Source organism: Candidatus Microthrix parvicella Bio17-1 (genome assembly GCF_000299415.1).
Classification (GTDB): Bacteria; Actinomycetota; Acidimicrobiia; order Acidimicrobiales; family Microtrichaceae; genus Microthrix; species Microthrix parvicella.
The window spans coordinates 1-25,167 of the sequence record NZ_AMPG01000008.1; the positions used below are offsets into that span (position 1 = coordinate 1).

At 67.3% G+C, this 25,167-nt stretch carries 19 protein-coding genes; 10 read left to right on the forward strand and 9 right to left on the reverse strand.

Features of this window, described 5'->3' with window-relative positions; translation table 11 throughout:
- A partial coding sequence (locus tag MPARV_RS23995) for a tyrosine-type recombinase/integrase (RefSeq protein ID WP_031279399.1) occupies window positions 1-477 on the forward strand: 477 nt, incomplete at its 5' end.
- 222 nt (window positions 478-699) lie between these two features.
- Here MPARV_RS23995 and MPARV_RS0119140 read toward each other — a convergent pair.
- Complete coding sequence (locus MPARV_RS0119140) at window positions 700-1,749, reverse strand: acyl-CoA dehydrogenase family protein (protein ID WP_012227973.1); 1,050 nt, start codon at window positions 1,747-1,749, stop codon at window positions 700-702.
- Window positions 1,750-1,807: 58 nt separating this feature from the next.
- The gene (locus tag MPARV_RS0119145) at window positions 1,808-2,971 is read right to left on the reverse strand and encodes an acyl-CoA dehydrogenase family protein (RefSeq protein ID WP_012227972.1); all 1,164 of its coding nucleotides are present in this window, start codon (window positions 2,969-2,971) and stop codon (window positions 1,808-1,810) included.
- 200 nt (window positions 2,972-3,171) lie between these two features.
- On the opposite strand from MPARV_RS0119145, the gene MPARV_RS23205 reads away from it, so the two are divergent.
- Together MPARV_RS23205 and MPARV_RS0119155 are read left to right on the forward strand one after the other, a co-directional pair.
- The gene (locus tag MPARV_RS23205) at window positions 3,172-4,320 is read left to right on the forward strand and encodes a DUF4349 domain-containing protein (RefSeq protein WP_012227971.1); all 1,149 of its coding nucleotides are present in this window, start codon (window positions 3,172-3,174) and stop codon (window positions 4,318-4,320) included.
- Window positions 4,321-4,377: 57 nt separating this feature from the next.
- The gene (locus tag MPARV_RS0119155) at window positions 4,378-4,809 is read left to right on the forward strand and encodes a hypothetical protein (RefSeq protein ID WP_157789741.1); all 432 of its coding nucleotides are present in this window, start codon (window positions 4,378-4,380) and stop codon (window positions 4,807-4,809) included.
- 60 nt (window positions 4,810-4,869) lie between these two features.
- Here MPARV_RS0119155 and MPARV_RS0119160 read toward each other — a convergent pair whose 3' ends face one another.
- The 5 genes from MPARV_RS0119160 to MPARV_RS0119180 form a co-directional block, all read right to left on the reverse strand.
- Window positions 4,870-6,132 (reverse strand): serine hydrolase domain-containing protein, encoded by a 1,263-nt coding sequence (locus tag MPARV_RS0119160; protein ID WP_202948866.1) that lies wholly within the window; start codon window positions 6,130-6,132, stop codon window positions 4,870-4,872.
- Between the two features lie 58 nt (window positions 6,133-6,190).
- Window positions 6,191-7,336: an NAD(P)H-dependent flavin oxidoreductase gene (locus tag MPARV_RS0119165; protein ID WP_012227967.1), complete on the reverse strand. Its 1,146-nt coding sequence runs from the start codon at window positions 7,334-7,336 to the stop codon at window positions 6,191-6,193.
- Window positions 7,329-8,120 carry a CoA-transferase subunit beta gene (locus MPARV_RS0119170; RefSeq protein WP_020379401.1) on the reverse strand — a complete coding sequence of 264 codons (792 nt, stop codon included), beginning with the start codon at window positions 8,118-8,120 and terminating at the stop codon, window positions 7,329-7,331. The genes MPARV_RS0119165 and MPARV_RS0119170 overlap by 8 nt, the downstream gene beginning before the upstream one ends.
- Entirely contained in the window at window positions 8,117-8,980 is an 864-nt protein-coding gene (locus MPARV_RS0119175; protein WP_020379402.1) for a CoA transferase subunit A, read from the reverse strand. Before MPARV_RS0119175 ends, MPARV_RS0119170 begins: the two co-directional genes overlap by 4 nt.
- Window positions 8,981-9,064: 84 nt before the next feature.
- The gene (locus MPARV_RS0119180) at window positions 9,065-9,823 is read right to left on the reverse strand and encodes an enoyl-CoA hydratase family protein (RefSeq protein WP_020379403.1); all 759 of its coding nucleotides are present in this window, start codon (window positions 9,821-9,823) and stop codon (window positions 9,065-9,067) included.
- A 99-nt stretch (window positions 9,824-9,922) separates the two neighbouring features.
- Here MPARV_RS0119180 and MPARV_RS0119185 point away from each other — a divergent pair, with 99 nt between their 5' ends.
- The 7 genes from MPARV_RS0119185 to MPARV_RS0119215 all read left to right on the forward strand — a co-directional run bounded on the left by MPARV_RS0119185 (window position 9,923) and on the right by MPARV_RS0119215 (window position 16,597).
- On the forward strand, window positions 9,923-10,741 hold the full coding sequence (locus MPARV_RS0119185; RefSeq protein WP_012227961.1) for an SDR family oxidoreductase: 819 nt from the start codon (window positions 9,923-9,925) through the stop codon (window positions 10,739-10,741).
- A 95-nt stretch (window positions 10,742-10,836) separates the two neighbouring features.
- A complete protein-coding gene (locus MPARV_RS0119190) occupies window positions 10,837-11,586 on the forward strand; it encodes a DUF4349 domain-containing protein (protein ID WP_012227959.1) in 750 nt (249 codons plus the stop codon).
- A gap of 146 nt (window positions 11,587-11,732) precedes the next feature.
- Window positions 11,733-12,224 (forward strand): Zn-ribbon domain-containing OB-fold protein, encoded by a 492-nt coding sequence (locus tag MPARV_RS0119195; RefSeq protein WP_012227957.1) that lies wholly within the window; start codon window positions 11,733-11,735, stop codon window positions 12,222-12,224.
- On the forward strand, window positions 12,221-13,417 hold the full coding sequence (locus tag MPARV_RS0119200; protein WP_012227955.1) for a lipid-transfer protein: 1,197 nt from the start codon (window positions 12,221-12,223) through the stop codon (window positions 13,415-13,417). Before MPARV_RS0119195 ends, MPARV_RS0119200 begins: the two co-directional genes overlap by 4 nt.
- A 37-nt stretch (window positions 13,418-13,454) precedes the next feature.
- Window positions 13,455-14,615 (forward strand): aminotransferase class I/II-fold pyridoxal phosphate-dependent enzyme, encoded by a 1,161-nt coding sequence (locus MPARV_RS0119205; protein WP_020379405.1) that lies wholly within the window; start codon window positions 13,455-13,457, stop codon window positions 14,613-14,615.
- Window positions 14,612-15,334, forward strand: a complete 723-nt coding sequence (gene bioD / locus MPARV_RS23210) for an ATP-dependent dethiobiotin synthetase BioD (protein WP_020379406.1) — start codon at window positions 14,612-14,614, stop codon at window positions 15,332-15,334. Before MPARV_RS0119205 ends, bioD begins: the two co-directional genes overlap by 4 nt.
- Window positions 15,335-15,358: 24 nt before the next feature.
- On the forward strand, window positions 15,359-16,597 hold the full coding sequence (locus MPARV_RS0119215) for a saccharopine dehydrogenase family protein (protein ID WP_012227944.1): 1,239 nt from the start codon (window positions 15,359-15,361) through the stop codon (window positions 16,595-16,597).
- A gap of 718 nt (window positions 16,598-17,315) precedes the next feature.
- On the opposite strand, the gene MPARV_RS0119225 is transcribed toward MPARV_RS0119215, so the two are convergent.
- Window positions 17,316-21,326, reverse strand: a complete 4,011-nt coding sequence (locus MPARV_RS0119225; protein ID WP_012227938.1) for a DNA-directed RNA polymerase subunit beta' — start codon at window positions 21,324-21,326, stop codon at window positions 17,316-17,318.
- A gap of 94 nt (window positions 21,327-21,420) precedes the next feature.
- Window positions 21,421-25,008: a DNA-directed RNA polymerase subunit beta gene (gene rpoB, locus MPARV_RS0119230; protein WP_020379407.1), complete on the reverse strand. Its 3,588-nt coding sequence runs from the start codon at window positions 25,006-25,008 to the stop codon at window positions 21,421-21,423.
- Between the last annotated feature and the right edge of the window lie 159 nt (window positions 25,009-25,167).

The window sequence follows — 25,167 nt, forward strand, 5'->3', positions numbered from 1 at the left end:
GATCGGCCCGGTGCTCACATCAACATCGCCCACGGCAAAGGACGCAAACAACGAGCAGTCCCGATCTCGACCGCTGTGATCGCTGTCCTCGGAGAATGGCTCCGAGAACGCAACGGGCAACCCGACGATCCGTTGTTCCCCAGCGGACGTCGGACCCACCTCAGCCGAGACTCCATTGCCCACCTCGTCACCAAACACACCGCAACAGCCGCCGCCAGGCATCCATCCCTAACCACCAAAAATGTGACTCCGCACACCCTCCGGCACACCTGTGCCATGGCCCTCCTCCAAGCCGGCGTCGACATCACCGTCATCGCGCTCTGGCTCGGCCACGAAACAATCGAGACCACCCAGATCTACATGCACGCCGACATGGGCACCAAAGAAACCGCCCTCAACCGGACCACACCACCCAACACCAGCCCCGGCCGCTACCAGCCCGACACCGGCACCCTCGCCTTCCTCAAGAACCTGTGATTATGCCGAACACAACACCGCCGATCCCGCTCCCACCAACACATCCGCACCCCCATTCGGCATAATCACGGATTCGGCATAATGCGGCAAACACAACCGCTGGAAACAGAAGGGCTTCACCGTCCGACGCAACCCGGGGGGCACCTGGCACACCACCCGACCCGACGGCAGTCAGCTGGAGTGAGGCTCCCGCCAACCCGGCATCGAGGGCGGCCATGGTGGTCAGGCGGGCGAATCGAGGCCGAGAGATGCGGCCACACGGCGGCGGTGCCAGCGGGCGTCGCCGAAGCGGGACGCCAGGGCCCAGGTTCGCTTCAAATACAGGTGGAGGTCGTACTCGGTGGTGTACCCGATGGCCCCGTGGCACTGAAGCGCCTGTTCGCCCACGAACAATGAGGCCTCTGAGGCCATCGCCTTGGCCATCGACACGTGACGGTGGGCCTCCGGATCGCCGTTGGCCATGCTGTGGGCGGCGCGGTGCACCATCGGCGTGGCGAACGACAGCTGCAACCGGGCATCGGCCAGATGGTGCTTGACCGCCTGAAACGACCCGACAGGCACCCCGAACTGCTTGCGTTCCGACACATAGCCGACCGTCATGTCCAACATGGTCTCGCCCAGACCCAGCAGTTGCGCCGCTGTGCCCAGCGCCGCCCGGTTCCAAGCGTTGCGGATCATCGCCCGCGCCGCCTCGCCCTGGGCCAGCAGCGTGTCCGGATGTGCCTCCCAGGACAGGCGCGACAGCTTGCGCGCCCCGTCGACCGAGCGCTCCGGGCTGAGCCGCACCGAGGTGGGATCGACCACATGAAGTTCTCCGTCCGCGTAGCCCACGATCACGTCGGCCGAGTTGGCGAAGGCCACGGTCCTGGCCGCCGGAAAAGCGGGCACCGCAGTGGCCCCGCCGGGCAGCCGCTCCAGCCAGGTGCCGGCCAGCGGGGCGGCACCACTGGGCGCCGAGTCCTGTGCGATCACCTCTGCCAGCAACGGCGCCACCACCATGGCGCTCGACAGCACCGGGTCGGGCAGGCCCACCCGGCCGCACTCGGTGAGTGCCAACACCATCTCCTCCTCGGAGAATCCCAGCCCCCCGTGGGCTTCGGGCACCATCAGCCCAAGCACACCCATGTCGGCCAACTTGGCCCACACGTCGCGAAGGCGGCCGTCCTCGGACTCCCACGCCTCGCGCACCCGCTCTGCGGGCACCTCACGGCTGAGCAGGTCGCGCACCGCAGCGGCCAGTTCCAGTTGCTCGTCCTCAAAGGCAAACCTCATGAAACCCGCTCCATCTCTGTCGCTCGCAGCCGAACGCTGATCAAGGCGCTCATGGCACTCACTTCCTGGGCAGCCCGAGCACGCGCTCGGCCACGATGTTGCGTTGAATCTCGTTGGTCCCGGCATAGATGGGTCCCGACAGCGCGAACTGCCAGCCCTTCATCCAGCGTCCGTCGTCGATGGCGCCGGGCGAGCCCTCATCCAGCTCGGCCTCGGCCCCGGCCAGCTCCAAACCAAGCCGGTGCAGCTCCACGTCCAGTTCACTCCACCACAGCTTGTTGAGGCTGGACTTGGCACCGGGCGAGCGGCCCTCTGTCACGTCGGTGACATCGGCCAGGGTGTACAACTGGTAGGCCTCGGCGGCCATCCAGGCGGCGGTGATGCGGTCGGCCAGCACCGGGTCAAGGTCCTGGCGCTCACGGGCCCACGCAACGAGACGCTCGGCGGTCGCCATGAACCTGCCAGGTGATCGTAGGGTCAGGCCGCGTTCGGACGACGTGGTGGACATCGCCACCGACCAGCCCGCATGCACCTCGCCCAGCACCCACGCGTCGTCGACGAACGCGTCCTCGAGGAACACCTCGGCGAACCCCTCGTCACCGTCCAGCCGGGTGAACCCCCGCACGGTGATTCCCTCGGCGTCCAGCGGCACCATGAAGTAGGTGAGGCCGCGATGTCGCTCCTGCTGGGGGTCGGTGCGGAACAGGCCGAACATGTGGGTACTGAACGCACCGCGCGTGGTCCAGGTCTTCTGCCCGGTCAGTCGCCAACCCCCGGCCGCTTCGTCGCGCACCGCCTTGGACGTGATCCCCGCCAGGTCGCTGCCGGCGTTGGGCTCGGACCAGCCCTGGCACCACAGGTCCTCCGCTGCGGCCATGCGGGGGAGGAATCGGTCCTGCTGCTCCTGGGTGCCGTACTCGAAGATGGTTGGCGCCAGCAGGAAGATGCCGTTTTGTGTGACCCGCTGGGGAGCACCAGCGCGGTAGTACTCCTCCTCAAAGATCAGCCACTCCCACAAGGTGGCGTCGCGCCCGCCATACACCTCGGGCCACGAAACCACGGCATAACGAGCATCGAAGAGCGTCCGCTCCCAGTCGAGATGGGCGGCGAAACCCTGCTTGGTATCGCCCGATGGCAACGGGTCGGTGGGCACGTGGTCGGCCAGCCAGGCCCGCACCTCGGTGCGGAAGGCAGCCTCACTGGGGCTGTCGAGCAGTTCCATCGGTCCTCCGGCTCGGTCGAAGCAGGCAACGTACCAGCCCGGTGCGGCCAACCGGCCACCAGGCACCCTCCGCAGCCACGCCGACGCAGGACCGAACGCCCTCGATCGCAATCCTGTGGGATTTCCGGGAACTCGAGAGGTGTCGGCGGTCGTCTCATCTGAACCAACCACGATCGAGCACCCACACCCGAGGAACGACCATGACCTCCAACAACCCAGCCGAACGTTCGCCAAACATCTCCGACGAGGCGGGCAACGCGCCTTCCCTGCCCTCACGGTTGGCCGCTCTCGCAGGTCGACACCGTTGGTTGACCGTGGTCGCCATCATCGTGCTGCTCGCCGCCCTCACCGGTGTGGGCACTGCATTGCAAGGGACGGAATCCGGAGATTCTTCCAGCGCCGCCCCCTCAATTGGCATCGATTCTTCCGAGGCGGAGATCGGCAGCCGTGCCCCAAATTCTGATACCACAGCAGGCGTCCTCCCTGAGACGGGTGCAGGCAAGGCGGCCGGAAGCGCCGCGATCGTCGCACCCAGCGAGGTGTCGGGTACCGCCACCGACGCGCCCGGTGTTGTGGCCGACGGCAGCGGCGAGGCCGGCGCCGACATCGCTCCGATGGAAACCCCACAGGTCGCCGGGGTGGAACGAGACCTGGTGCGCACCGCCACCCTCGACCTCACTACGAAGGAACCCGACACCGCCTCGGCCAAGGCACGCTCCATCGTCACCGCGCTCGGCGGTCGGGTGGCCCAGGAGCAGTCCAGCTTCTCCGGGAACTCCACGGTGGTGCTCACGTTGGCGCTTCCCCCCAAGGGCTTCGACCGGGCAATGGAACAGCTCTCCGGGCTGGGCAAGGTCACCGACCGGTCGCAGTCCACCGACGACGTCACCGGGCAGGTCACCGACCTGGAGGGACGCATCACCACCTTGAAGGCCTCGATCGTTCGCCTCCAAGGGTTTCTATCCAAGGCGTCGGACGCCGGAGAGATCGGCACGCTGGAAAGCGAACTGCTTCGTCGAGAGACCGAACTGGAGGGCATCCAGGGCCAGTTGCGCACCATCGAGGCACAGGTGGCCGAGAGCACCGTCACGCTCACCATCTCTGAGCCCGGAACTCGCATTGAACCGATCGAGGAGACCGACGACGGCGTCGGCTTTATGGACGGTCTGACCCGAGGCTGGGAGGCGTTCACCGCAGTGGTCAACGCCATCGTGGTTGCCTTGGCAGCCTTTGCCCCGTTCTTTGGGATCGGCCTCTTGGTATGGCTGGTGGTGCGAGTTGCACGGCGGCGCCGCGGCGCCGCAGACGCCGATTCGTCGACCGCGGACGCCGCCCCATCGGACGACTGAGCGCGTCAACTCCGAATCGGAGTGTGGTGGCGTTATGACGGGGAATAGTGTTGCCGGATGGGGAGATCGTTGTTCGGACAACTCGTTCGATGGCCGGTGGACCTGGCCACCGAGTTGGTCAAGGTCCCCAGCACCCTCCGATCGTTACGCGAGACGCTGACCGTGCTGCCCGAGACAATCGTCCGGCTGGAAGCCCAGGTGACTGAGACCACTTCGGTGGTCAACGGCACGGTGCCCCGCATCGAGGGGATCGCCGTCCAGATCGGCGCCAACATCGACGGCGCGGTGGCCGTGGTCGACAACATCGGTGGCCAGATCGAACCGTTGCAGCAGTCGCTCGATCGGGTGCTGCCCGACGTGCTGCGCCTGGTGGAGGTGGTCGACAGCAAGGTGCAGACCATCGGCGCCGACGTCTCGGAGCTGTCCGAAGCGCTCATGGTGGCGCTGCGCCTCATCCCCGGCGTCCGCAAGTCCTCCCGCAAACCCTGACGCACCCGAAGCCGGGACGTTTGGACCGGCGCACGCGAGCCACATGCATCGTTGAAACAGTCAGTCGACGATCGCCTGGGTGACCAGTTGGGTGAGCTGGCTCCGCAACGGCCAGGTGCCGGAGGGAATCAGCTGGGTCATGAACACTGCGGTGATCTCCTCGACCGGGTTCACGAAAAACCCGGTGGAGGCGGCACCGCCCCAGGCGAAGGTGCCCTGCGAGCCCAACACCTTGTGCCTCACGGGGTCGGTCACCACCGAAAAACCCAACCCGAAGCCCACGCCGGCGAACGGGGTCTCGGCATACATCGACCGGGCAAACCCCAACAGGTCGGCGCCGCCCGGCAGGTGGTTGCAGGTCATGAAATCGACGGTTCGGGGGCTGAGCAGCCGCACACCATCCCGTTCGCCCCGCCGCAGAAGAACGTCGCAGAACCGCAGGTAATCATCGGTGGTCGACACCAACCCGCCGCCGCCGGACAGAAACGTGGGGACGCTGCGGCTGACCGGACCGAGTTCGTCGAACCGCACCGCCTTCTTGGTGGCCGGGTCCGGCACGTGCAGCGCGGCCAGCCGATGGCGCTGACCCTCCGGCAGTCCGAAGGCGGTGTCGACCATGCCCAGGGGCCCGAGGATCCGCTCGGCGAAAAACGCATCGAGTGACCGCCCGCTCAGCACCTCCACCAGCCGGCCCAGTACGTCGGTGGACACCGAATAGCACCAGGCTGTGCCGGGTTGGAACCGCAACGGCAGCGACGCCCAAGTGGCGACCGCTTCGGCGAGCGTGACGCCCTTCGGGCCGCCGAGGTCGTACCCGGCATCGCGGTAGAGGGCGTCGGTCGGGTGGCTGCGCTGGAAGCCGTAGGTGAGCCCCGAGGTGTGGGTGAGCAGGTGCCAGATGCGCAGCGGCTCGGTGATCGGCTCGGTCTCGGGCCCAGTGGTCGAGCCGCCCTTCCACACGCGAGTGTCAGCGAACTCGGGGAGGTACGCAGCGACGGGATCGTTCAGCTCGAAACAGCCCTCCTCGTAGAGCATCATGGCTGCCAGCGACGTGATCGGTTTGGTCATCGAATAGATGCGAAACACCGTGTCGTCGTTGACCTGGCGGCCGTCCTCGGGGTCGGCGAACCCGTAGTTGGAGCGATGCACCAGTCGTCCCCGGCGGGTGACCGCAAGCGACCAGCCGGGGAGCCGTCCGTCGTCCACGTAGCGACGGAAGAGGGTATCGATACGGCCAAGGCGTTCGGCGTCCATGCCGACCCCGGCCGGGTCGGCCAACTCCCGCACGTCAAGTACTGGCGCTTCGCGCTCCGGCAACATCATCTCGGAACTCTCTCATTTGGCAGGCACCGGCGCTGACTCAGCGTTCCCTCGGCGCCGGTCAGCCGGCCAGGCGCTCCAACGTGGCCTCGGCCTCGGTGACGATGTCGCCGAGCACCTCGGCCACCGTCGGCAGCGAATCGATGACACCGACCACCTGGCCGGTTGGCAGGATGCCCACCTCGGCCTGGCCGTCCACCATGGCCGCCTTGGTGAGCATCGGGGCGTTGGCCGCCATCGCCAGCTGTGCCCAGGTGAGGTCCTGGCTCTTGCGCATCGCCAGGCCGGTCTGCACGAGGTCCTTCAGCGACGTGCCGGTGAGCGCCCGGAATCTCAGCGCGTTGCGTAGCGCGTTGGCCACGCGCACCGGGGCGATGCCCGACTCGAGCGCCGAGATCACGTCGGTGGCGATCACCCGCTGCGGGGCGCCGTCGATGGCGGTGGTTCGCACGGTGCCGGTGACCGGTGTCTTCAGATAGATCGCCTTGATGTCATCGGGCACACCCGACTCGGCGGTCAGCAGAAAGCGGGTGCCCATGGCGATGCCGTCGGCACCCTGCGCCAGCGCAGTCACCAGGCCACGTCCATCCCGGTAGCCACCGGCCCCAAGCACGATCACGCCGTCACCATTTGGGCCGGCGGCGGTGCCGGCACCGACCGCGTCGGCCACGTCGGGCACCAGCAGGCTGGTTGGCACGGCGCCGGTGTGGCCGCCCCCCTCTCCGCCCTGGGCGATGATGCACTGCACGCCGATGCCCGCCATCTTCTCGGCGTGTCGTCGCGCTCCAACGGTGACCATGGTGACGATGCCCGCGTCGTTGAGCCGGGACACCACCTTGGCGGACGGCGGTCCGGCGAACGATGCCACCGCAACGCCCCGGTCCTCCATCAGACCCAACCGCTTGTCGAGGTCGGCCTGCACCGGAAGCAGGTTGACACCGAACGGTGCGTCGGTGGCACCGGCCACCTTGGCGATGGCCGCATCGAGCTCGTCGAAGGTCATCGTCGCCGAGGCCAGGATGCCGAGGCCCCCCGCATTGGCGGTGGCAGCGGTCAGCGTGGCGCCCGAGACCCAGCCCATGCCGGTCTGCACCACCGGCAGACGCACTCCGACTAGTTCACAGAACCGGGTGGTCAGGGCCGGGTGGCTCGTGGACCGGCTGATTGCGGCCTCACTCTGCGCCACCTGCTCGGCGGGCTCACTCATTCGGCACTTCCCGGGCTGCGAGGCCGTCCGGGTCGATCTCGTTGCGCAGCAGCGAGATCTCGTCGGTCGTCGGGGCCCGGGATTCGGGCACCTCGTCGGGCACGGCCAGCTCAAACCCGGTGGCGGCGACCACATCGTCGACCGACGACCATGGGTGCACCGATCGCAACCGGGCGCAGTTCACGCCGTTACCGTCGGTGGCCTCAAAGTCGATCACGCACAAGTTGGTGACCACCCGGCGGATCTCGTGAAAGCGGGAGGTCTCTGGACCCAGTTCCGCCGCCCGGTCGTAACCCACGCCGGAGACGACGTCCACCGACTCCACCAGTGCCTTCGGCGAATGGTTGCCGATGAAGTAGCTGGTGGTGTGGCTGATCGTGTTGCCCGGGGCGCCCCGGAAGCCCAGCAGCTGGGCCTTGGGCCGGTGCCAGTCGCCGATGGCGGCCAGATTCTGGTTGCCGTAGCGGTCAACCTGGCTGGCGCCCATCATCACGTGGCGGCGTCCGTTCCACAACAACTCGAACATGCGACGGTACGGGTTCCAGTGCTCCACCACCCGGTCTGTGTCGGGGCGGCCGACCGCCGGGGTATTGGCGGTCAGCGTGGCCAGACCGTCGGTGATCGCCAGGTCGGGCTCAAATCCGGCCCTGGCCAAACGTCCGCCGATGAGCGGCAGGTTGCCGATGGGGTTGCACAGACGCTCGCCGTCGCCCCTGAAGGCCTCGGCGATGGCGACGGCGCAGTAGTCGGCGCGGGTGGCGTTGGTTGCGGTCTGCTCGCTCATCGGTTGGTCTCCTCGGCGATCGCACGGCTGGGATGAGCGATGAAGGCGGCGATCCACTCGTCCCACGCCTCGTCGCTCTTGGCGGTGGCGGCGTAGGCCCGCTGGGCGTCCTCGTCGCGCTCGTAGTCGGGCAGGCACTGGGTGAACCCGGCACCTCCGGGCGCCTCGACCACCGCATCGGTGTTCAGGCGGCTGACCAGCAGGGTCTGCACCGGGCCCTCGTCGAGGAAGTTCGCCGGTTCGACCACCCGCTCGCAGCTGACGATCGCCTTGTCGGCGGCCCGCACGAACAGGTCGTCAAAGAACGGATCCTCACCCAGCAGTTGCGCGTTGCCGGCAGCGTCGGCCCTGTTGGCGTGGATCAGGGCGTAGTCGAGGTGCAGGGCAGGCACGGCCAGCAGCTCCTCGGGCTCGCCCCCGCTGCGGCCGGGATACGGACTGGTGACCATTTTCAGGTCGGGCATCACCCGGGGCACGTCAGAGCCCAGGCCGGCCCGGGTTGGCAGAAACGGCAGGTTCCAACCCGCTGCGTTCAGACCGAGCAGGATCATGCCCTCGTCCCACTCGGCGGCCTCGATCGAGCCGGTCTGGCGGGCGGCCCGGTAATGGGGCTCGAGGGCGATCGTGTCCATCGTGACGAACCCCGAGATCACCTTGGCCACCTTGCCGGCGCGGCACAGGATCCCCACTTCGGGGCCCCCGTAGGCCACCACGGTGAGGTCGGTCAGGTCGTCGCGGGCCACCAGTTCGGCGATGAGCGCCAGCGGCTTGCGCCGGGCCCCCCAACCGCCGATGCCGATGGTCATGCCCGAGACGATGTGGGAGGTCGCCTCGGCTGCGGTGGTCAGTTTGTCGGCCACGTGGCCCCTCTTTCGTGTGAATTGGATGCTGGAGAGTTGATCGGTGCAGGTCGGTTGCTCGCCGGTGGGCGACCAGTGGTTGCCTCAGCGTTCGTGGCTGGGAGCCCGCTTCTCAACGAAGGCGTCGCGGGCCTCGTCGGACACGCCGGACAGGTTCAGCTCGAACGTGAAGCCCTGCTCCATGCGGTAGCTGCGCTTCACATCCACCGGGTCGATGGCGTTCAGCGATTCTTTGGCCGCTCGGATCACCAGCCTGCTGTGCTGGGTGATCGACCGGGCGATCCGTTCTGCGGTGGGGATCACCTCGTCGCGTGGCGCCACCTCGGCCACCGATCCCCAGGCGTGCAGCATGGACACGTCGATTGGCTCGGCGGTGTAGACCATCTGACGCATTCGGTGCGGGGGGACCAGCCGGGCCAGGTGTGTGGCGGCGCCGAGTGCTCCCTGCTTGACCTCGGGCAGGCCGATCGTGGTGCCCTCTGCGGCGACGATGATGTCGGAGTTGCCCATCAGGCCGATGCCTCCGCCCAGCACGAAGTCGTGCACGACGCAGATCACCGGCACCTCGCAGTCGTAGATCGCCCCGAAGGCGGCGGCGCAGCCGCGGTTGGCGCCGATCAGCGCGTCGAAGCCCTCGGTGTTCTGCATCTCCTTGATGTCCACACCAGCATTGAAGCCCTTGCCGGCGGCCGACAGGATGACCACGCCCACCTCGGGGTCGCGTCCGGCTGCGGTGAGCAGATCGGCCAGCTCGAACCATCCGGCCACGGTCAGTGCGTTCACCGGCGGATGATCCATCACCAGGTGACAGATGCCGTCGGTTGTGGTGACCTGAAAGCCCATGGTGTGCCATCTCCAAGATGCCGGGGCGCCCACTCCGCGTTCAATCTGACGATGTGTCAGATTGGTGAGGAACGGTAGTCCAGTCACCCCAGGAGCACCATGAGCACGGCCCAGACCAACGACCACGCCACCACCGACCCGCTGGATTTCACCGGATCGGTGGTGTTGGTCACCGGCGGTTCCCGAGGCATCGGCCGAGGCATCACCGAGGCCTTCCTCAGTCATGGCGCAGCGGTGGTGATCTGTGGCCGCAGCGAGCCCGAGCAGCTTCCGGAGGCACGGGGACGCACGGCCAGGTTCGTCGCCGCCGACGTGCGCGACGCAGCCGCCGTCGATGCGCTCATCAGCGATATTGAGGCCAGCGAGGGCCACCTCGACGTGGTGATCAATAACGCGGGCGGGGCCCCACAGGTGGACGCCGCCGAGGTCAGCCCTCGGTTTCACGAGGCGATCATCGCCCTCAACCTCACCGCTCCGCTTCACGTGGCCCAGCGGGCCAACCGCGTGATGCGCACCCAGGACGCCGGTGGCTCGATCATCAACATCGCCTCGGTGTCGGGCGTCCGCCCCTCCCCGGGCACCGCCGCCTACGGCGCGGCCAAAGCCGGGCTGATCGGATTGACCACCTCGCTTGCGGTGGAGTGGGCCCCGAAGGTGCGCATGAATGCGGTGATCGCCGGGCTGATCGAAACCGAACAGGCGCACCTGCATTACGGCGATGAGGCCGGGGTCGCCGCGGTGGCGGCAACCGTCCCGCTTGGCCGCATGGGCAATCCGGCCGACCTGGCGAACGCGTGCCTGTACCTCGCGTCACCGCTGGCGTCGTACGTGTCGGGGTCCACGCTGACGTTGCACGGCGGGGGCGAACGGCCCGCGTTCCTCGACGAGGCTGAACCGACCGCACCTGGCAACGCCTGAGGCCGCAAGGCGTCGCCGGTACGCGCTTCGAGGTACCGGCTTGCGGCGGGTGACCCTCCCCCAGAAATCGACAGTCGGCAACTAGCGTCGGGGGGGTGAGCCCACCCCGACCCACCTTCGACCGGACCGTCGTCGGGCGCGTCCTGATGCTGGCCGGCCTGGCACTGCTGCTGACCTCGTGCGGGGGCAATTCAGGAGTCGGCTTGTTCGGCGACTACAACGGGCGCCTCGACTTCGCAACCAAGGATGTCGCGGCCGGCCGCCAGCAGGCGCGGCTGATCGTGGAGGAGGGCCACCAGGGACGGTTGGAGAAGGAGGAAACGAGCTTCCCTCCAAGATTCCTGGGGCTTTTCGCGGGCGATCCGCAGGCGGTGATGACCTTTCGGGTTCCGGCCAGGCAGTTCGACTCAACCATGGTGGACCTCGACACTCCTTCGGTCGGAACGGTGACCAACCGCGTCGTGACCGGCCGCGACGACATCGAACGACGAAGCGACCTGTCCGAGATCTCCCAGATCCTCAACGATCGTTTAGACGAGGTCGTCGATCAGAACGGTGACGACGAGGACGTGATCGATGCCCAGGAGCAGCTCGCCGAGCTCGCCGAGCAATCAAACCGTCCGGTGCTGGTGGTGACCCTGCAACCCGGCCGAGGTCTCGGCGGATGGTTCAGCGTCCTCTTCTTCAACCGACTCGTGTGGTTGATCCTCGGCTTGATGGTCGGCTTCGCATTCGGGCACAAGAAGGGCGAACCCAAGGTCAGCCCCGTTTACGGGAAAGACGACGACCGCCAAAACTCGCCCGAGAAAAACCCTGACGTGAACGACTGGGGCGAGCCCGCCTGAGCCTCGAGCCCAACGGTTCGACGCAGCATTGCGTATCTGGCACAGTTGCGACCGCAGATCTGACGCGGCGTCAGGTTTGACAGCGTTCACGGTCCGTCGATTCACCGGAGACGGCTCGGGACCCCATTCTGCCAGAGGAGCACGCTATGAGCGCTCAACAGTCACCCACCTCGGCGACAAGTTCGTTTGCGGTCGAGGGATGGTTCGAGACCGATCCGGCGCCCGCGCTGATCGGGTCGCGATGCATCGGTTCGGGCACGTACTTCTTCCCGCCGACCGACACCTCCAGGGCCCCCGGTTATGCCGGCGGCGCCACCGAGGAGGTGCGGCTCAGCAACCGCGGCAGGCTGTGGAGCTACACGTCGGCGGGCTATCAGCCTCCCGAGCCGTACCTCGAGCCACCCGAGGGCTTTGCGCCCTTCGCCATCGCTGCGGTGGAACTGCCCGACGAGGGGCTGGTCGTACTCGGCCAGGTGCCCAGCGACGTCAGCACCGAGGACCTGACCGTGGGCATGGAGATGGAACTGGTGATCGACACGTTGTACGCCGACGACGAAGGCACCAAGGTGATCTGGAAGTGGCGGCCGGTTGCAACCACCAACCCGGCGACTAGTGAGATGACGGAGGCAGGTCGATGAGTCACGACAACGACGTCGCAGTGCTCGGTGTGGGCATGCACCCCTGGGGCAAGTGGGGCCGCAACTTCGTCAGCTACGGCGTCCACGCCGCACTCGCAGCGCTTGAAGACGCGGGCATCCCATGGACCGACGTTGGGTTCGTGTCGGGTGCCGACACGATGCGCAACGGGTACCCCGGCTACGTGGCCGGCGCCACGTTCGCCCAGGCGCTGGGCTGGACCGGCGTGCCGGTCACCTCCAGCTACGGCGCCTGCGCCTCGGGTGCGATGGCCATCGAGGCCGCCCGGGCCCGCATCCTGTCGGGTCGCTGCGACGTGGCCCTGGTCGTGGGGGCCGACACCACCCCCAAGGGATTTCTCGCCCCGCAGGGCGGCGAGCGCACCGACGACCCGGACTGGCTTCGGTTCCGACTGCTCGGCGCGACCAACCCGACCTATTTCGGCATGTACGCCCGCCGGAGGATCGACCTCTATGGAGCCACCGTCGACGACTTCACCGCCGTCAAGGTCAAGAACGCACAACACGGCCTGAACAACCCCTACGCCCGCTACCGCAAGGCGTTCTCGGCCGAGGACGTGGCCGCATCGCCGGTCGTCGCCGACCCGCTGCACCTGCTGCACATCTGCGCCACCTCCGACGGTGGTGCAGCCATGGTGCTCACCTCAGCGGAGTACGCCCGCAAGCGCGGCCTCGACAACCCGGTGCGGGTGGCGGCGGTGTCGACGACGACGCCGACCTATCCCAACACGGTCATCGAGATGCCCCACTTCGCCACCGACTCCACCGTCGGTTACCCGCTGCCGGAACGCACCTTCAAGCAGAGCATCGGCCACGCCGCCTACGAGGAGGCCGGCCTGGGTCCGGACGATGTCGACGTCGCCGAGGTCTACGACCTGTCGGCCGCCTTGGAGTTGGACTGGTACGAGGATCTCGGATTCTGCGAACCGGGTGAGGCCGAGGGCATGATCCGTGACGGGGCGACCACCATCGGGGGTCGCCTGCCGGTGAATCCGTCCGGTGGTCTGGCCTGCTTCGGCGAGGCGGTCCCCGCCCAGGCCATCGCTCAGGCGTGCGAGCTCACCTGGCAGCTTCGGGGCCAGGCCGAAGGCCGTCAGGTTGACGGCGCCAAGGTGGGCATCACCGCCAACCAGGGTCTGTTCGGCCACGGCTCATCGGTGATCCTCACCCGCTGAGCCGCCCGGCGGCCTCGGCCCCGCTACCGTCGTTTCGGTGAGCAGGTCCCCACAGGTTGGCATCGCGGACGGTAACGGATGGCGTGATCACCTGGCCGAACGGGCCGACGCCATCAAGTCCGCCGGGCGTTGGCGCTCGACGCGAACCTACGATTCGCTCGGCCCAAGCGGCACGCTCGATCACGGTCCCGACCCCGTCGTCACGTTCGCCTCCAACGACTACCTCGGCCTCAGCTCCCATCCGGCGGTGATCGAAGCGGCGTCCGCCGCCACCCACCGCTGGGGTACCGGCGCCGGGGCCTCGCGGCTGATCTGCGGCACCCGACCGGTGCACGACGAGCTGCAGGAGGAGTTGGCCGATTGGAAGCACACCGAGGCTGCCCTGGTGTTCCCGACCGGGTTCGCCGCCAACCTCGGGGTCCTCACCGTTCTGGGCGGGCCCGGGGTTCGCATCGTGTCCGACGAACTCAACCACGCCTCAATCATCGACGGTGCCCGGCTGGCCAGCGCCGAGGTGGCCATCTATCCCCACCTCGACCTTGCTGCTGCGTCTGCGCTGATCACCGAGTGGCCGGGCCGGTCGGTGCTGGTGACCGACGCCGTGTTCTCGATGGACGGCGATGCCGTCGACATGGAAGAGGCGGTCGAGCGCTGCGCACAGCTTGGCGCGGCACTCGTCGTCGACGAGGCCCACTCGGTGTGGGGGCCCAACCTTTCTGGGCCGGCAGGACCGCTCGATGCTCCCCCGGTCGTCCGTGTCGGCACGCTGTCCAAAAGCCTCGGGGCGATGGGTGGGTTCGTTGCAGGTCCGCGCGCGGTCATCGACTTGCTGGTCAACGCAGCCCGCCCGTTCATCTTCTCGACCGGCCTCTCCCCCGGCGACGCGGCCGCCGCCCTCGCGGCGCTCCACCTCGTGCGTTCGCCGGAGGGGCGCGCTCTGGTGCGGCGGGTCCGTGCCCACACCGACCGGCTGACGCCGAACCATCCCAGCCCGATCGTTCCGGTCATCATCGGCGACGAGCATCGGGCGGTCGCCGCCTCCGAGGACCTACTCGATCTCGGCTACTGGGTGCCGGCCATCAGACCCCCGACTGTGGCGCCGGGCACCAGTCGCCTGCGCATCACGCTGTCGGCCGCCCACGACGACGAGCACATCGACGGCCTCCTCGCAGCTCTCGACCGGCTGGGCCTGCGATGAGCCAATCAACCAGCGCCGGGGCCCGACCGAAGTTGCTCGTCGCCTGCGTCGGCACCGCGACCGAGGTGGGTAAGACGTGGGTCGGCGCCCGGACGATCGAGGCGTTGCGCCGCCGGTCGATCCAGGTTGCGGCACGCAAACCCGCCGAGAGCTTCGCCATCGACGGGCATGAGCCGCTGGACTCCGAGGTGTTGGCCCACACCAGTGGCGAACCGGCGGAGCAGGTCACACCGCCCCAACGGCGTTATGCGGTCGCCCTCGCCCCGCCGATGGCGGCTCAGCGGCTCGGCTTGGCACCGCCGTTGATCGCCGAGCTGCTCGTGGAGCTCGGGTGGCCCAGCGGGTGCCGAGTGGGCTGGCTGGAGACGGTGGGCGGGGTGCGCTCCCCGGTGGCGGCCGATGCCGACTCGCTCGGGCTGTGCGCCGCGGTCGACCCTGACGTGGTCGTGTTGGTGGGTGATGCTTCGCTGGGTGCAATCGGCGCTGCGGTGTCGGCGATCGACTCGATCACGCTCGGGGCACCGGCGCTGGCCGACCGCACCATCGTGCTGATGAACCGCTTCGACCCCGACGACGATGGCCATCGCGAGAACCACCGCTGGCTGGCCGAGCACCTGTCCCAACCGGTCCTCACCGACATCGCATCGCTGGCCAACCGCCTTGCCGACGCGGTCGGGCGCGCCGACCAAACGTTCGGCGCGCCCAGGGGAAGCGCCTGAGGAGACGGTCGTTAGCCTGGGCGCATGCCCACTCCAGATCCAGCCGACCGCCCCTACGACGTGGTGCTCTTTGGAGCGACCGGCTTCGTGGGCAGGCTCACCGCCCGGCACCTGGCCGCCCACGCCGACGACTCGACCAGGATTGCGCTGGCCGGGCGCTCGTCGTCCCGCCTGGAGGAGGTCCGTGCCGAACTCGGCGGGGCGGCCGCCGATTGGCCGCTGATCGTCGCCGACGTCAACGAGCCCGACACGATCGTCGCGCTGGCCGAGCAGACCCGGGTGGTCGCCACCACGGTCGGGCCGTACGCCCGGTGGGGTCTGCCCCTCGTCGAGGCCTGCGCCGGCGCCGGCACCCACTACGCCGACCTCACCGGCGAGGTGCTGTTCGTACGCGACAGCATCGACCGGTTCCACGACGTAGCCGCCGCCTCGGGCGCACGCATCGTGCACTCGTGCGGGTTCGACTCGGTGCCCTCCGACCTGGCGGTCATGGTTGCGGCCCGCGAGGCCGACACGCGCCACGGCGACCCACTGGCCGAGGCCACGCTGGTGGTCGTGTCGGCCAAGGGTGGGGTCAGCGGCGGGACGATCGACTCGATCCGCAATCAGGTGGCGGTCATGGCCGCCGACCCGGCGAAGCGCAGCATCGGAGCGGATCCCTACGCGCTCAGCCCCGACCGCTCGTCCGAGGCCGATCTGGGCCCCCAACGCGACGTTGGCCCGCCCCGCTACGACCGTCGATTGGGCATGTGGGTGGCCCCGTTCGTCATGGCCCCCTACAACACCCGGATCGTGCGGCGCAGCAATGCCTTGCTCGACCACGCGTACGGTCGCCGCATGCGCTACTCGGAGGTGATCGGGTTCGACTCACCGATCACCGGCCCGTTCCTGGCCACCGGCGTCACCGCCGGCACCGTCGCCGGCGCAGCCGCCATGGCCTTCGGCCCCACCCGCAAGCTGCTCGACCGGGTGTTGCCGTCCCCCGGGGAAGGGCCCAACTCCAAGACCCGCAGCAACGGCCACTTCCACGTCGATGTGCACGCCACCACCGCCGGGGGCCGCAATGTGGTGGCGACCGTTGCCGCCGACGGTGATCCCGGTTACGCGGCCACCGCGGTCATGTTGGGCCAGAGCGCGCTCGCCCTCGCCCTCGATGGGGAGGCGCTTCCCGATGCGGCGGGCGTGCTCACCCCCGCCACCGGCATCGGCGAGGCGCTGGTCGACCGGCTGGTCGCCCGAGACTTCGACATCTCGGTCCGCTAACCCGGCACCCACACGACCAAGCCGCAACTCGGGAGCCCACACAACCGCCAGACAGTGGTGTGCACTCCCCAGTTGGGCAGATCGTCTGACTGAGCCGACCGAATTCCGACGACGGCGACGACGGCGACGACGACGACGACGACGGGCAGTGAGCAGCAGCCCACCGCCCACCAACTTCAGTACGGTTGCCGGCAGCATCTTGCCCGAGGTGCCGGAACCGGTCCGTGGCAACTCCGAGGCGCCACAGGCGTAGGGGTTCCTGCTCGCGCGGCGGTGCAGCGGACACCGAAAGGGCCCAGTGGTCGGAGTGGGCTCCGGCACGGACGGTGATCGTGCACGATTCCGCGCCGGGGTCGAGCACGCCGTCGGTCACCGTCGCGGACACGGGCATCTCCACCAGGTCGTCACCGCGGTACGAGAACCGCACCTTCGGTCTGCTCGGAAGGCCGGGAGTTGCACCAGGCGGGATTCAGGGTGTTCCCGTTCGACGACACGAACCCGTTGCACCGGGCCGGGTCGTCCCAAGGGGCCTTCGAGGAGTACGCAAGGCCATCGGATCAGAGACATAGTCGGCCAACCTGGTGGCCAATCCGGTGTCGGGAACGTTCCTAAAGTTCTCGCCACAGAGCACCGTCGGCGCGCCGGATACTCCCGGCGGTTTCAACCGCCGGGCGGTGTCTGTATCCAATGTGTGGCACCCGAGGGGCCACAGCCGGAACTAGCCGGCGACGTCGCCGCCCGATGCCGAGTCGGGCACCGCTCCGATCACACCGCTGCCGTCAGGCCCGGCGGCAGCAGCCCCAACCAGCGCCGGGGTCACACCGGCCTGCTGGGCGAGGAAGTCGGCGCCGCCCTGGCCCTCGTCGTCCGAGCTGAAGTACTCCATCGGCTCGTAGTCGGGGGCGTAGGTGTCGATCTCAGCGAAGCGCTCCATGCCGGTGCCGGCCGGGATGAGCTTGCCGATGATGATGTTCTCCTTCAGACCCATCAGGCCGTCGTAACGGCTCTCGATGGCGGCCTCGGTGAGCACCCGGGTGGTCTCCTGGAACGACGCGGCCGAGAGCCACGAGTCGGTGGCCAACGACGCCTTGGTAATACCCATCAGCTCGGGACGGCCGTCGGCGGGACGCTGGCCCTCCTGCAACAGGCGGGCGTTGGTGTCACGGAACGTCTGAGAATCCACACGCTCACCGGGCAGGAACGACGAGTCGCCGGGCTCCTGAATGGCCACGCGACGGGTCATCTGCCGCACGATCAGCTCGATGTGCTTGTCGTGGATCGACACGCCCTGGTCGCGGTACACCTTCTGTACCTGGTCAACCAGGTAGCGCTGCGTGGAGTACACGCCCTGAATGTCCATGAGTTCCTTGGGGTCGCGAGGACCCTCCACCATGGCGTCGCCGGCGGTGATGTCATCGCCGTCCTTGACCTCCAGGCGGGCCTCACGGGCCACGGTGTACACGTCCTCTTCACCATCATCGGAGACGATGGTGACCACGCGTCCCTTGCCATCGTCCTCACCGATGCGCACGACGCCGGAGGTGGCGGCCAGCACGGCCTTGTTCTTCGGGGTGCGAGCCTCGAACAACTCGACCACGCGGGGCAGACCACCGGTGATGTCGCCACCGGCGGAGGCGACGCCACCGGTGTGGAAGGTACGCATGGTCAGCTGCGTGCCGGGTTCGCCGATCGACTGTGCGCCGATGACGCCCACCGCCTCGCCGGGCTCGATCGTCTTGGACGTGGCCAACGACGTGCCGTAGCCCTTGGCGGTGATGCCAAAGTTCGACTCGTCGGTGAGCGGCGACAGCACCCGAATGCGGGTGATGGTCTCATCGTCGCGCAGGGCCACCATCAGTTCGAGGCCAACCTCGGTGCCCTTCGGAACCAGCCTGCCGTCACTGAGGGTGACGTCGTCGGCCAGCGTTCGGCTGAACAGGCGCGTGTCCATGTAGCTCTTCACCGCGCGATCGCTGGGGGCCGTGCGCTGGGTGCCCACGTAATTCCCGTCGGCGTCGGCGAACCCATCGGGGTGCACACCATTGATCCAGATGCCCCGCACCGGGGCACCCGTGGCAAACGGGTCTTCCTCGTTGATGATGAGTTCCTGTGCCACGTCGACCAAACGACGGGTGAGGTAGCCCGAGTCGGCGGTGCGCAGCGCGGTGTCCACCAGGCCCTTACGTGCGCCCGGCGTGGCGATGAAGTACTCCAACACGTCCAGCCCCTCACGGAAGTTGGACTTGATGGGACGAGGAATCATGTCGCCACGGGGGTTTGCCACCAGGCCGCGCATACCGGCGATCTGACGCACCTGCATCATGTTTCCTCGGGCACCCGAGCCAACCATCATGTTCAACGAGTTGAACTTCTCGTTGCCCATCGCGTCGGCGACGGCCTCGGTCACCTCTGTGGTGGCCTCCGACCAGATCTCGACCGCCTTCTGGATGCGCTCGCCGTCGGTGATGACACCTCGGCGGAAGTTCCGCTCAACCTTTTCGGTCTCGTCCTCGAACCGGTCGAGGATCGACTTCTTCGACTCCGGGGTCTTCACGTCGGAGATCGCCATGGTCAGGCCCGACTTGGTGGACCACTTCAGCGTGAGTTCCTTCAAGAGGTCCAGGCTGTGCGCCACGGTGGCGTTCGGGTAGAAGATCACCAACTGGTCGACCAGATCGGACATCTCGCCCTTGCGGATCGACTTGTTCCAATACGGGAAGTCGTCCGGCAGCACCGTGTTGAACAGCACCCGACCGGCGGTGGTCTCCAGGCGGTCGGAGCCGTCGGGGCCCGGCCGCAGGGTGATTGCGGCGTGAGCCTCCAGCAGGCCGGCTTCGATGTCGCGCTCCACCTGCTCAAGGTGACGGTAGGTGCGACCCTCGCCGATGGCCCCTTCTTCGGGCTCGGTGAGGTAGTAGGCGCCGATCAGCATTTCCTTGGTGGGCGTCACCATCGGTCGCCCGTGCGCAGGCGACAGCAGGTTGTGCGCCGACAGCATCAGCACGCGGGCCTCGGCCTGCGCCTCGGCGCTCAGCGGCAGGTGGACCGCCATCTGGTCGCCGTCGAAGTCGGCGTTGAACGCGGTGCACACCAGCGGATGGATCTGGATGGCCTTGCCCTCGACCAGCACGGGCTCGAAGGCCTGGATGCCGAGGCGGTGCAGCGTTGGTGCACGGTTCAACATCACCGGGTGTTCCCGAATGACGTCCTCGAGCACGTCGTAGACGGCGGACCGGCGGCGCTCAACCATGCGCTTGGCCGACTTGATGTTCTGGGCCAGCTCACGGTCGACCAGCGCCTTCATCACGAAGGGCTTGAACAGCTCGAGGGCCATCAGCTTTGGCAGGCCGCACTGGTGCAGCTTCAGGGTGGGGCCAACCACGATGACCGAGCGGCCGGAGTAGTCGACGCGCTTGCCCAGCAGGTTCTGGCGGAACCGGCCCTGCTTGCCCTTCAGCATGTCCGAGAGCGACTTCAGCGGGCGGTTGCCCGGCCCGGTGACGGGACGGCCACGGCGACCGTTGTCGAACAGTGCGTCAACAGCCTCCTGCAGCATGCGCTTCTCGTTGTTGACGATGATCTCGGGTGCGCCCAGGTCGAGCAGCCGCTTGAGGCGGTTGTTGCGGTTGATCACCCGGCGGTACAGGTCGTTCAGGTCGGAGGTGGCAAAGCGGCCACCGTCCAGCTGCACCATCGGGCGCAGTTCCGGCGGGATCACCGGCACCACGTCGAGGATCATGGCTCGCGGGTCGTTTTCGCGGGCGCCCTCTTCGGCGGTGCGGTTGAAGGCGGCAACGATCTTCAGGCGCTTGATGGCCTTCTGCTTGCGCTGGGCCGACAGCGGCTTCTGGCCCTCGGCCGGGTCGATCTGCGCCCGCAGCTTGACCTCTTCCTCCACCAGGTCGATCTCCTCGATCAACAACTTGATGGCCTCGGCGCCCATGCCGCCGGTGAAGTAGTCGCCGTAGCGGTCCTCCAGCTCACGCCAGAGCTCTTCGTCCTCGATGATCTGACGGGCGTGCAGGCTCTTGAACTCGTCCCACACCCGCTCGAGGAGGTCGAACTCCTCTTCGTAACGCTCGCGGATGGCGGTCAGGTCCTTCTCCGCAGCCTTCTGGCGGTTGCGGATTTCGGCGTCCTTTGCACCACCCTTTTCCAGCTTGCGAACCTCGCCCTCGAGCTCGTCGTGGCGCTCGGCCAACTCCAGCTCGAGCTCCTTGTTGATCTCGTCGCGCTCGGCCAGGTAGTCGGCCTCCAGGCTCTGGAGGTCCTCGTCGCGCTGCTCGACGTCGATCGTCACCACCAGGTTGGCGGCGAAGTAGATCACCTTCTCCAGCTGTTTGGCCTTGAACTCCTCCTTCGGCTCGGTGCCCGACAGGAGGTAGGCCAGCCACGAGCGGGTGCCGCGGAGGTACCAGATGTGAACCGACGGGGCGGCCAGCTCGATGTGCCCCATGCGCTCGCGCCGAACCTTGGAGCGGGTCACCTCAACGCCGCAGCGCTCGCAGATGATGCCGCGGAAGCGCACCCGCTTGTACTTGCCGCAGTAGCACTCCCAGTCTTTGGTGGGACCAAAGATCTTCTCGCAGAACAAGCCGTCCTTCTCTGGCTTGAGCGTGCGGTAGTTGATGGTCTCCGGCTTCTTCACCTCGCCGTTGGACCACATACGGATCTGTTCGGCGGTGGCGAGTCCGATGCGCAACTGGGAAAAGTTGTTGACGTCAAGCATGAAAGGCGCTGGCTCCTCTATCTGGGCTTGTCTGGCTTGCTGGTGTGGCGGTGCGTTCTTGAAAGGGTCTCAGGTTGCTGGCGGGCGCAACGGGTCAGCCGCGCATGGCGGGGCGACGCATGTCGTCTTCGTCAGAGCCGCGCTCGGGGCGGGACAGGTCGATGCCCAGCTCCTCGGCGGCACGGAAGAACTCCTCGTCGAGCTCCCGCATCTGGATCTCGTCGCCTTCCTCGGAGAGGACCTCGACGTTGAGGCAGAGCGCCTGCATCTCCTTGATGAGCACCTTGAAGCTCTCAGGGATGCCCGGCTCGGGGATGTTCTCACCCTTCACGATGGCCTCGTACACCTTGACCCGCCCGAGCGTGTCGTCGGACTTGATGGTGAGCAGTTCCTGCAGGCAGTAGGCGGCGCCATAGGCCTCCAGGGCCCACACCTCCATCTCACCGAAGCGCTGACCACCGAACTGGGCCTTACCACCAAGCGGCTGCTGGGTGATCATGGAGTACGGGCCGGTGGACCTGGCGTGGATCTTGTCGTCCACCAGGTGGGCCAGCTTCAGGATGTACATGTAGCCGATGGAGATCGACTGGTGGAACGGCTCGCCGGTCAGACCGTTGAACAGCGTGGTCTTGCCGGTGGTCTCGATCAGCCGCTGACCGTCGACGCCCTCGGGGTTGAGGTTCTCGAAGATCTTCTGGATGGTCGGGTGCTTACCGGCCAGCTCGGTCTCGTCCCACTTGGCGCCGTCGAACACCGGGGTGGCGATCAACGTGGCGGGCCGGGTGGTGGGCCGGGTCTTGGTCTCGGTGCCACGCAGCGGCGGCTCACCGATGAAGTCGCCCTCGTTCTGCCAACCCCAACGGGCGGCCCAACCGAGGTGGGTCTCCAGCACCTGTCCCACGTTCATGCGGGACGGAACACCCAGCGGGGTCAACACGATGTCAACCGGGGTGCCGTCGGCCAGGTAGGGCATGTCCTCGATGGGCATGATCCGGCTGATGACGCCCTTGTTGCCGTGGCGTCCGGCCAGCTTGTCGCCGACCGAGATCTTGCGCTTCTGGGCCACATAGACCCGAACCAGCTGGTTGACGCCGGGAGCCAGCTCGTGATGCTCTTCACGGCTGAACACCTTGACGTCGATCACCTTGCCCTGCTCGCCGTGGGGCACCTTCAGCGAGGTGTCACGCACTTCGCGGGCCTTCTCACCGAAGATGGCCCGCAACAGGCGCTCCTCGGGGGTCAGCTCGGTTTCGCCCTTGGGCGTCACCTTGCCCACCAGCACGTCGCCGGCGTCCACCTCGGCGCCGATGCGCACGATGCCGCGCTCGTCAAGGTCGGCCAGGATCTCTTCGGAGAGGTTCGGGATGTCCCGGGTGATCTCCTCTTCGCCCAGCTTGGTGTCGCGGGCGTCCACCTCATACTCGTGGATGTGGATCGAGGTGAGGACGTCGTCCTTCACCAGCCGCTCCGACAAGATGATGGCGTCGTCGTAGTTGTATCCCTCCCACAGCATGAAGGCGATGAGCAGGTTCTTGCCCAGTGCCAGCTCGCCGTTGTCGGTGGAGGGACCCTCCGCCAGGATGTCGCCTTCGACGATCCTCTGGCCGGCGGCCACGCGGGGCCGCTGGTTGATCGAGGTGTCCTGGTTGGAACGCTCAAACTTGTGCAGGCGGTAGCTCTTGCGACCCGTCTTGGCGTACTCCACGGTGATGGTGCGTCCATCCACCTGGGTGACGATGCCGTTTTCCTCGGCGATCACCATGTTGGCGGCGTCGCGTGCGGCCCGGGGCTCGATTCCGGTGCCGATGAACGGGGCCTCGGCACGCACCAGCGGCACGGCCTGCTTCTGCATGTTGGCGCCCATGAGCGCACGGTTGGCGTCATCGTGCTCGAGGAACGGAATGAGGGCGGCGCCGACCGACACGATCTGCTTCGGCGACACGTCCATCAGCTGAACCTCGGCGGGCTCCACCAGCTCGATGGCGGTGGTGGCACCGAGGAACACGTCGCGCTCCAGCTGCAACCTGAGGTCCTGCAGCGACGCGGCCTGCGGCGAGCGGCGAACCAGCACACGCTCGTCGAGGAAGGTGCCGTCTTCGTCAAGCCGGGCGTTGGCCTGGGCGACGGTGTAGAGCTCTTCCTCATCAGCGGGGAGCCACACGATCTCGCTGGTGGCCACGCCGTCGGTGACCTTGCGGTACGGGGTCTCGATGAAGCCGAACTCGTTGACCCGGGCGTAGGTGGCCAGGGCTCCGATCAGGCCGATGTTTGGGCCTTCCGGGGTTTCGATGGGGCACATGCGGCCGTAGTGGCTGAAGTGCACGTCCCGCACCTCGAAGCCCGCACGCTCACGGGACAGACCGCCGGGGCCGAGCGCCGAGAGACGGCGACGGTGGGTGAGGCCCGACAGCGGGTTCACCTGGTCCATGAACTGGCTCAGCTGGGACGTTCCGAAGAACTCCTTGATGGCGGCCACCACCGGGCGGATGTTGATCAGCGTCTGTGGCGTGATCGCCTCGACGTCCTGGGTGGTCATGCGTTCGCGCACCACCCGCTCCATGCGGCTCAGGCCGATGCGCACCTGGTTCTGGATCAGCTCACCCACCGAGCGAATGCGACGGTTGGCGAAGTGGTCCTGGTCGTCCAAGCGGTAGCCGGGGGTGCCCGCAGCCAGGTTGAGCAGGTAGGTGGTGGCGGCCAGCAGCTCCACGCGGGACAGCACCGACAGATCCTTGTCGGGCAGGTCGACGTGATCGGCCAGCATGGGGAACACGTCGAGGAGGTGTTGCACCTCGGGGCCCAGCTTGCGGTTGAGCTTGTAACGGCCCACCCGGCTGAGGTCGTAGCGGCGGCTCTCGAAGAATGCGTTCTGGAAGTAGTTGCGTGACGACTCGGGCGTGGCCGGCTCACCGGGCCGGGCACGCTTGTAGATCTCGATCAGCGCTTCTTCCTGGGTGGGCGCCAGGTCCTGGTCCTTCTCCCACTGGCCCTCGAGGAAGTCGAAGTGCTGCACGAAGGCGTTGAGGAAGCCGGGGACGTTGTCCTCGCCGAAGCCGAGGGCCCGGATGAGCACGAACAGGCTGAGGCGACGCTTGCGGGCGACACGGGTGCCGGCGGTGACGTCCTTGCCGGGCTTCTGCTCGACATCGAACTCGATCCATTCACCCCGGTAGGGGTGAACGGTGCCGGTGACCAACTGGTGCTTGGACAGGTTGCGCAGGCGGAAGCGTTCACCCGGCTGGAAGATGACGCCCGGCGAACGCACCAACTGCGACACCACGACACGCTCGGTGCCGTTGATCACGAACGTGCCGCGGTCGGTCATCATGGGGAAGTCGCCCATGAACACGGTTTGTTCCTTGATCTCGCCCGTGTTCTGGTTGACGAAGCGCGCCTTCACGAAGATGGGCGCCGAATAGGTCATGTCCTGTTCTTTGCACTCCTCCACCGTGAACTTGGGTGGCGGGCGCAGATCCTCATCGGTGGGATCGAAGTCCAGCTCGAGGCTGAGCGTCTCGGTGAAGTCACGAATGGGGGAGATGTCGCGGAAGGCGTTGGCCAGACCGTGGTCAACGAACCACTTGAATGACTTTCGCTGGACGGCGATGAGGTCGGGGATTTCCAAAACCTCGTTGAGGTTTGCAAATGAATAGCGTTCCCGAAGCGGTGGTGCTGACGACAAGGCCTACTCCTCGCTGGCGCGATAGGTGCGATGTGGGTTCCGTGCCTGGACGCGCAACGACCCTGGTACTGGATCCAGGGGGAAGGACGGGCGCTGGCACGGCTAAGTGAGTCTAGGGGCACGCGCAGGTGGCAGACAAGGCGCTGCCGCCAAAACTCT

Coding starts and splice junctions, on each gene's coding strand:
- MPARV_RS0119140 (WP_012227973.1), bottom strand. CDS start 1,749: ATGAGGTTTGCCTTTGAGGACGAGCAACTGGAACTGGCCGCTGCGGTG.
- MPARV_RS0119145 (WP_012227972.1), bottom strand. CDS start 2,971: ATGGAACTGCTCGACAGCCCCAGTGAGGCTGCCTTCCGCACCGAGGTG.
- MPARV_RS23205 (WP_012227971.1), top strand. CDS start 3,172: ATGACCTCCAACAACCCAGCCGAACGTTCGCCAAACATCTCCGACGAG.
- MPARV_RS0119155 (WP_157789741.1), top strand. CDS start 4,378: ATGGGGAGATCGTTGTTCGGACAACTCGTTCGATGGCCGGTGGACCTG.
- MPARV_RS0119160 (WP_202948866.1), bottom strand. CDS start 6,132: ATGATGTTGCCGGAGCGCGAAGCGCCAGTACTTGACGTGCGGGAGTTG.
- MPARV_RS0119165 (WP_012227967.1), bottom strand. CDS start 7,336: ATGAGTGAGCCCGCCGAGCAGGTGGCGCAGAGTGAGGCCGCAATCAGC.
- MPARV_RS0119170 (WP_020379401.1), bottom strand. CDS start 8,120: ATGAGCGAGCAGACCGCAACCAACGCCACCCGCGCCGACTACTGCGCC.
- MPARV_RS0119180 (WP_020379403.1), bottom strand. CDS start 9,823: ATGGGCTTTCAGGTCACCACAACCGACGGCATCTGTCACCTGGTGATG.
- MPARV_RS0119185 (WP_012227961.1), top strand. CDS start 9,923: ATGAGCACGGCCCAGACCAACGACCACGCCACCACCGACCCGCTGGAT.
- MPARV_RS0119195 (WP_012227957.1), top strand. CDS start 11,733: ATGAGCGCTCAACAGTCACCCACCTCGGCGACAAGTTCGTTTGCGGTC.
- MPARV_RS0119200 (WP_012227955.1), top strand. CDS start 12,221: ATGAGTCACGACAACGACGTCGCAGTGCTCGGTGTGGGCATGCACCCC.
- bioD (WP_020379406.1), top strand. CDS start 14,612: ATGAGCCAATCAACCAGCGCCGGGGCCCGACCGAAGTTGCTCGTCGCC.
- MPARV_RS0119215 (WP_012227944.1), top strand. CDS start 15,359: ATGCCCACTCCAGATCCAGCCGACCGCCCCTACGACGTGGTGCTCTTT.
- MPARV_RS0119225 (WP_012227938.1), bottom strand. CDS start 21,326: ATGCTTGACGTCAACAACTTTTCCCAGTTGCGCATCGGACTCGCCACC.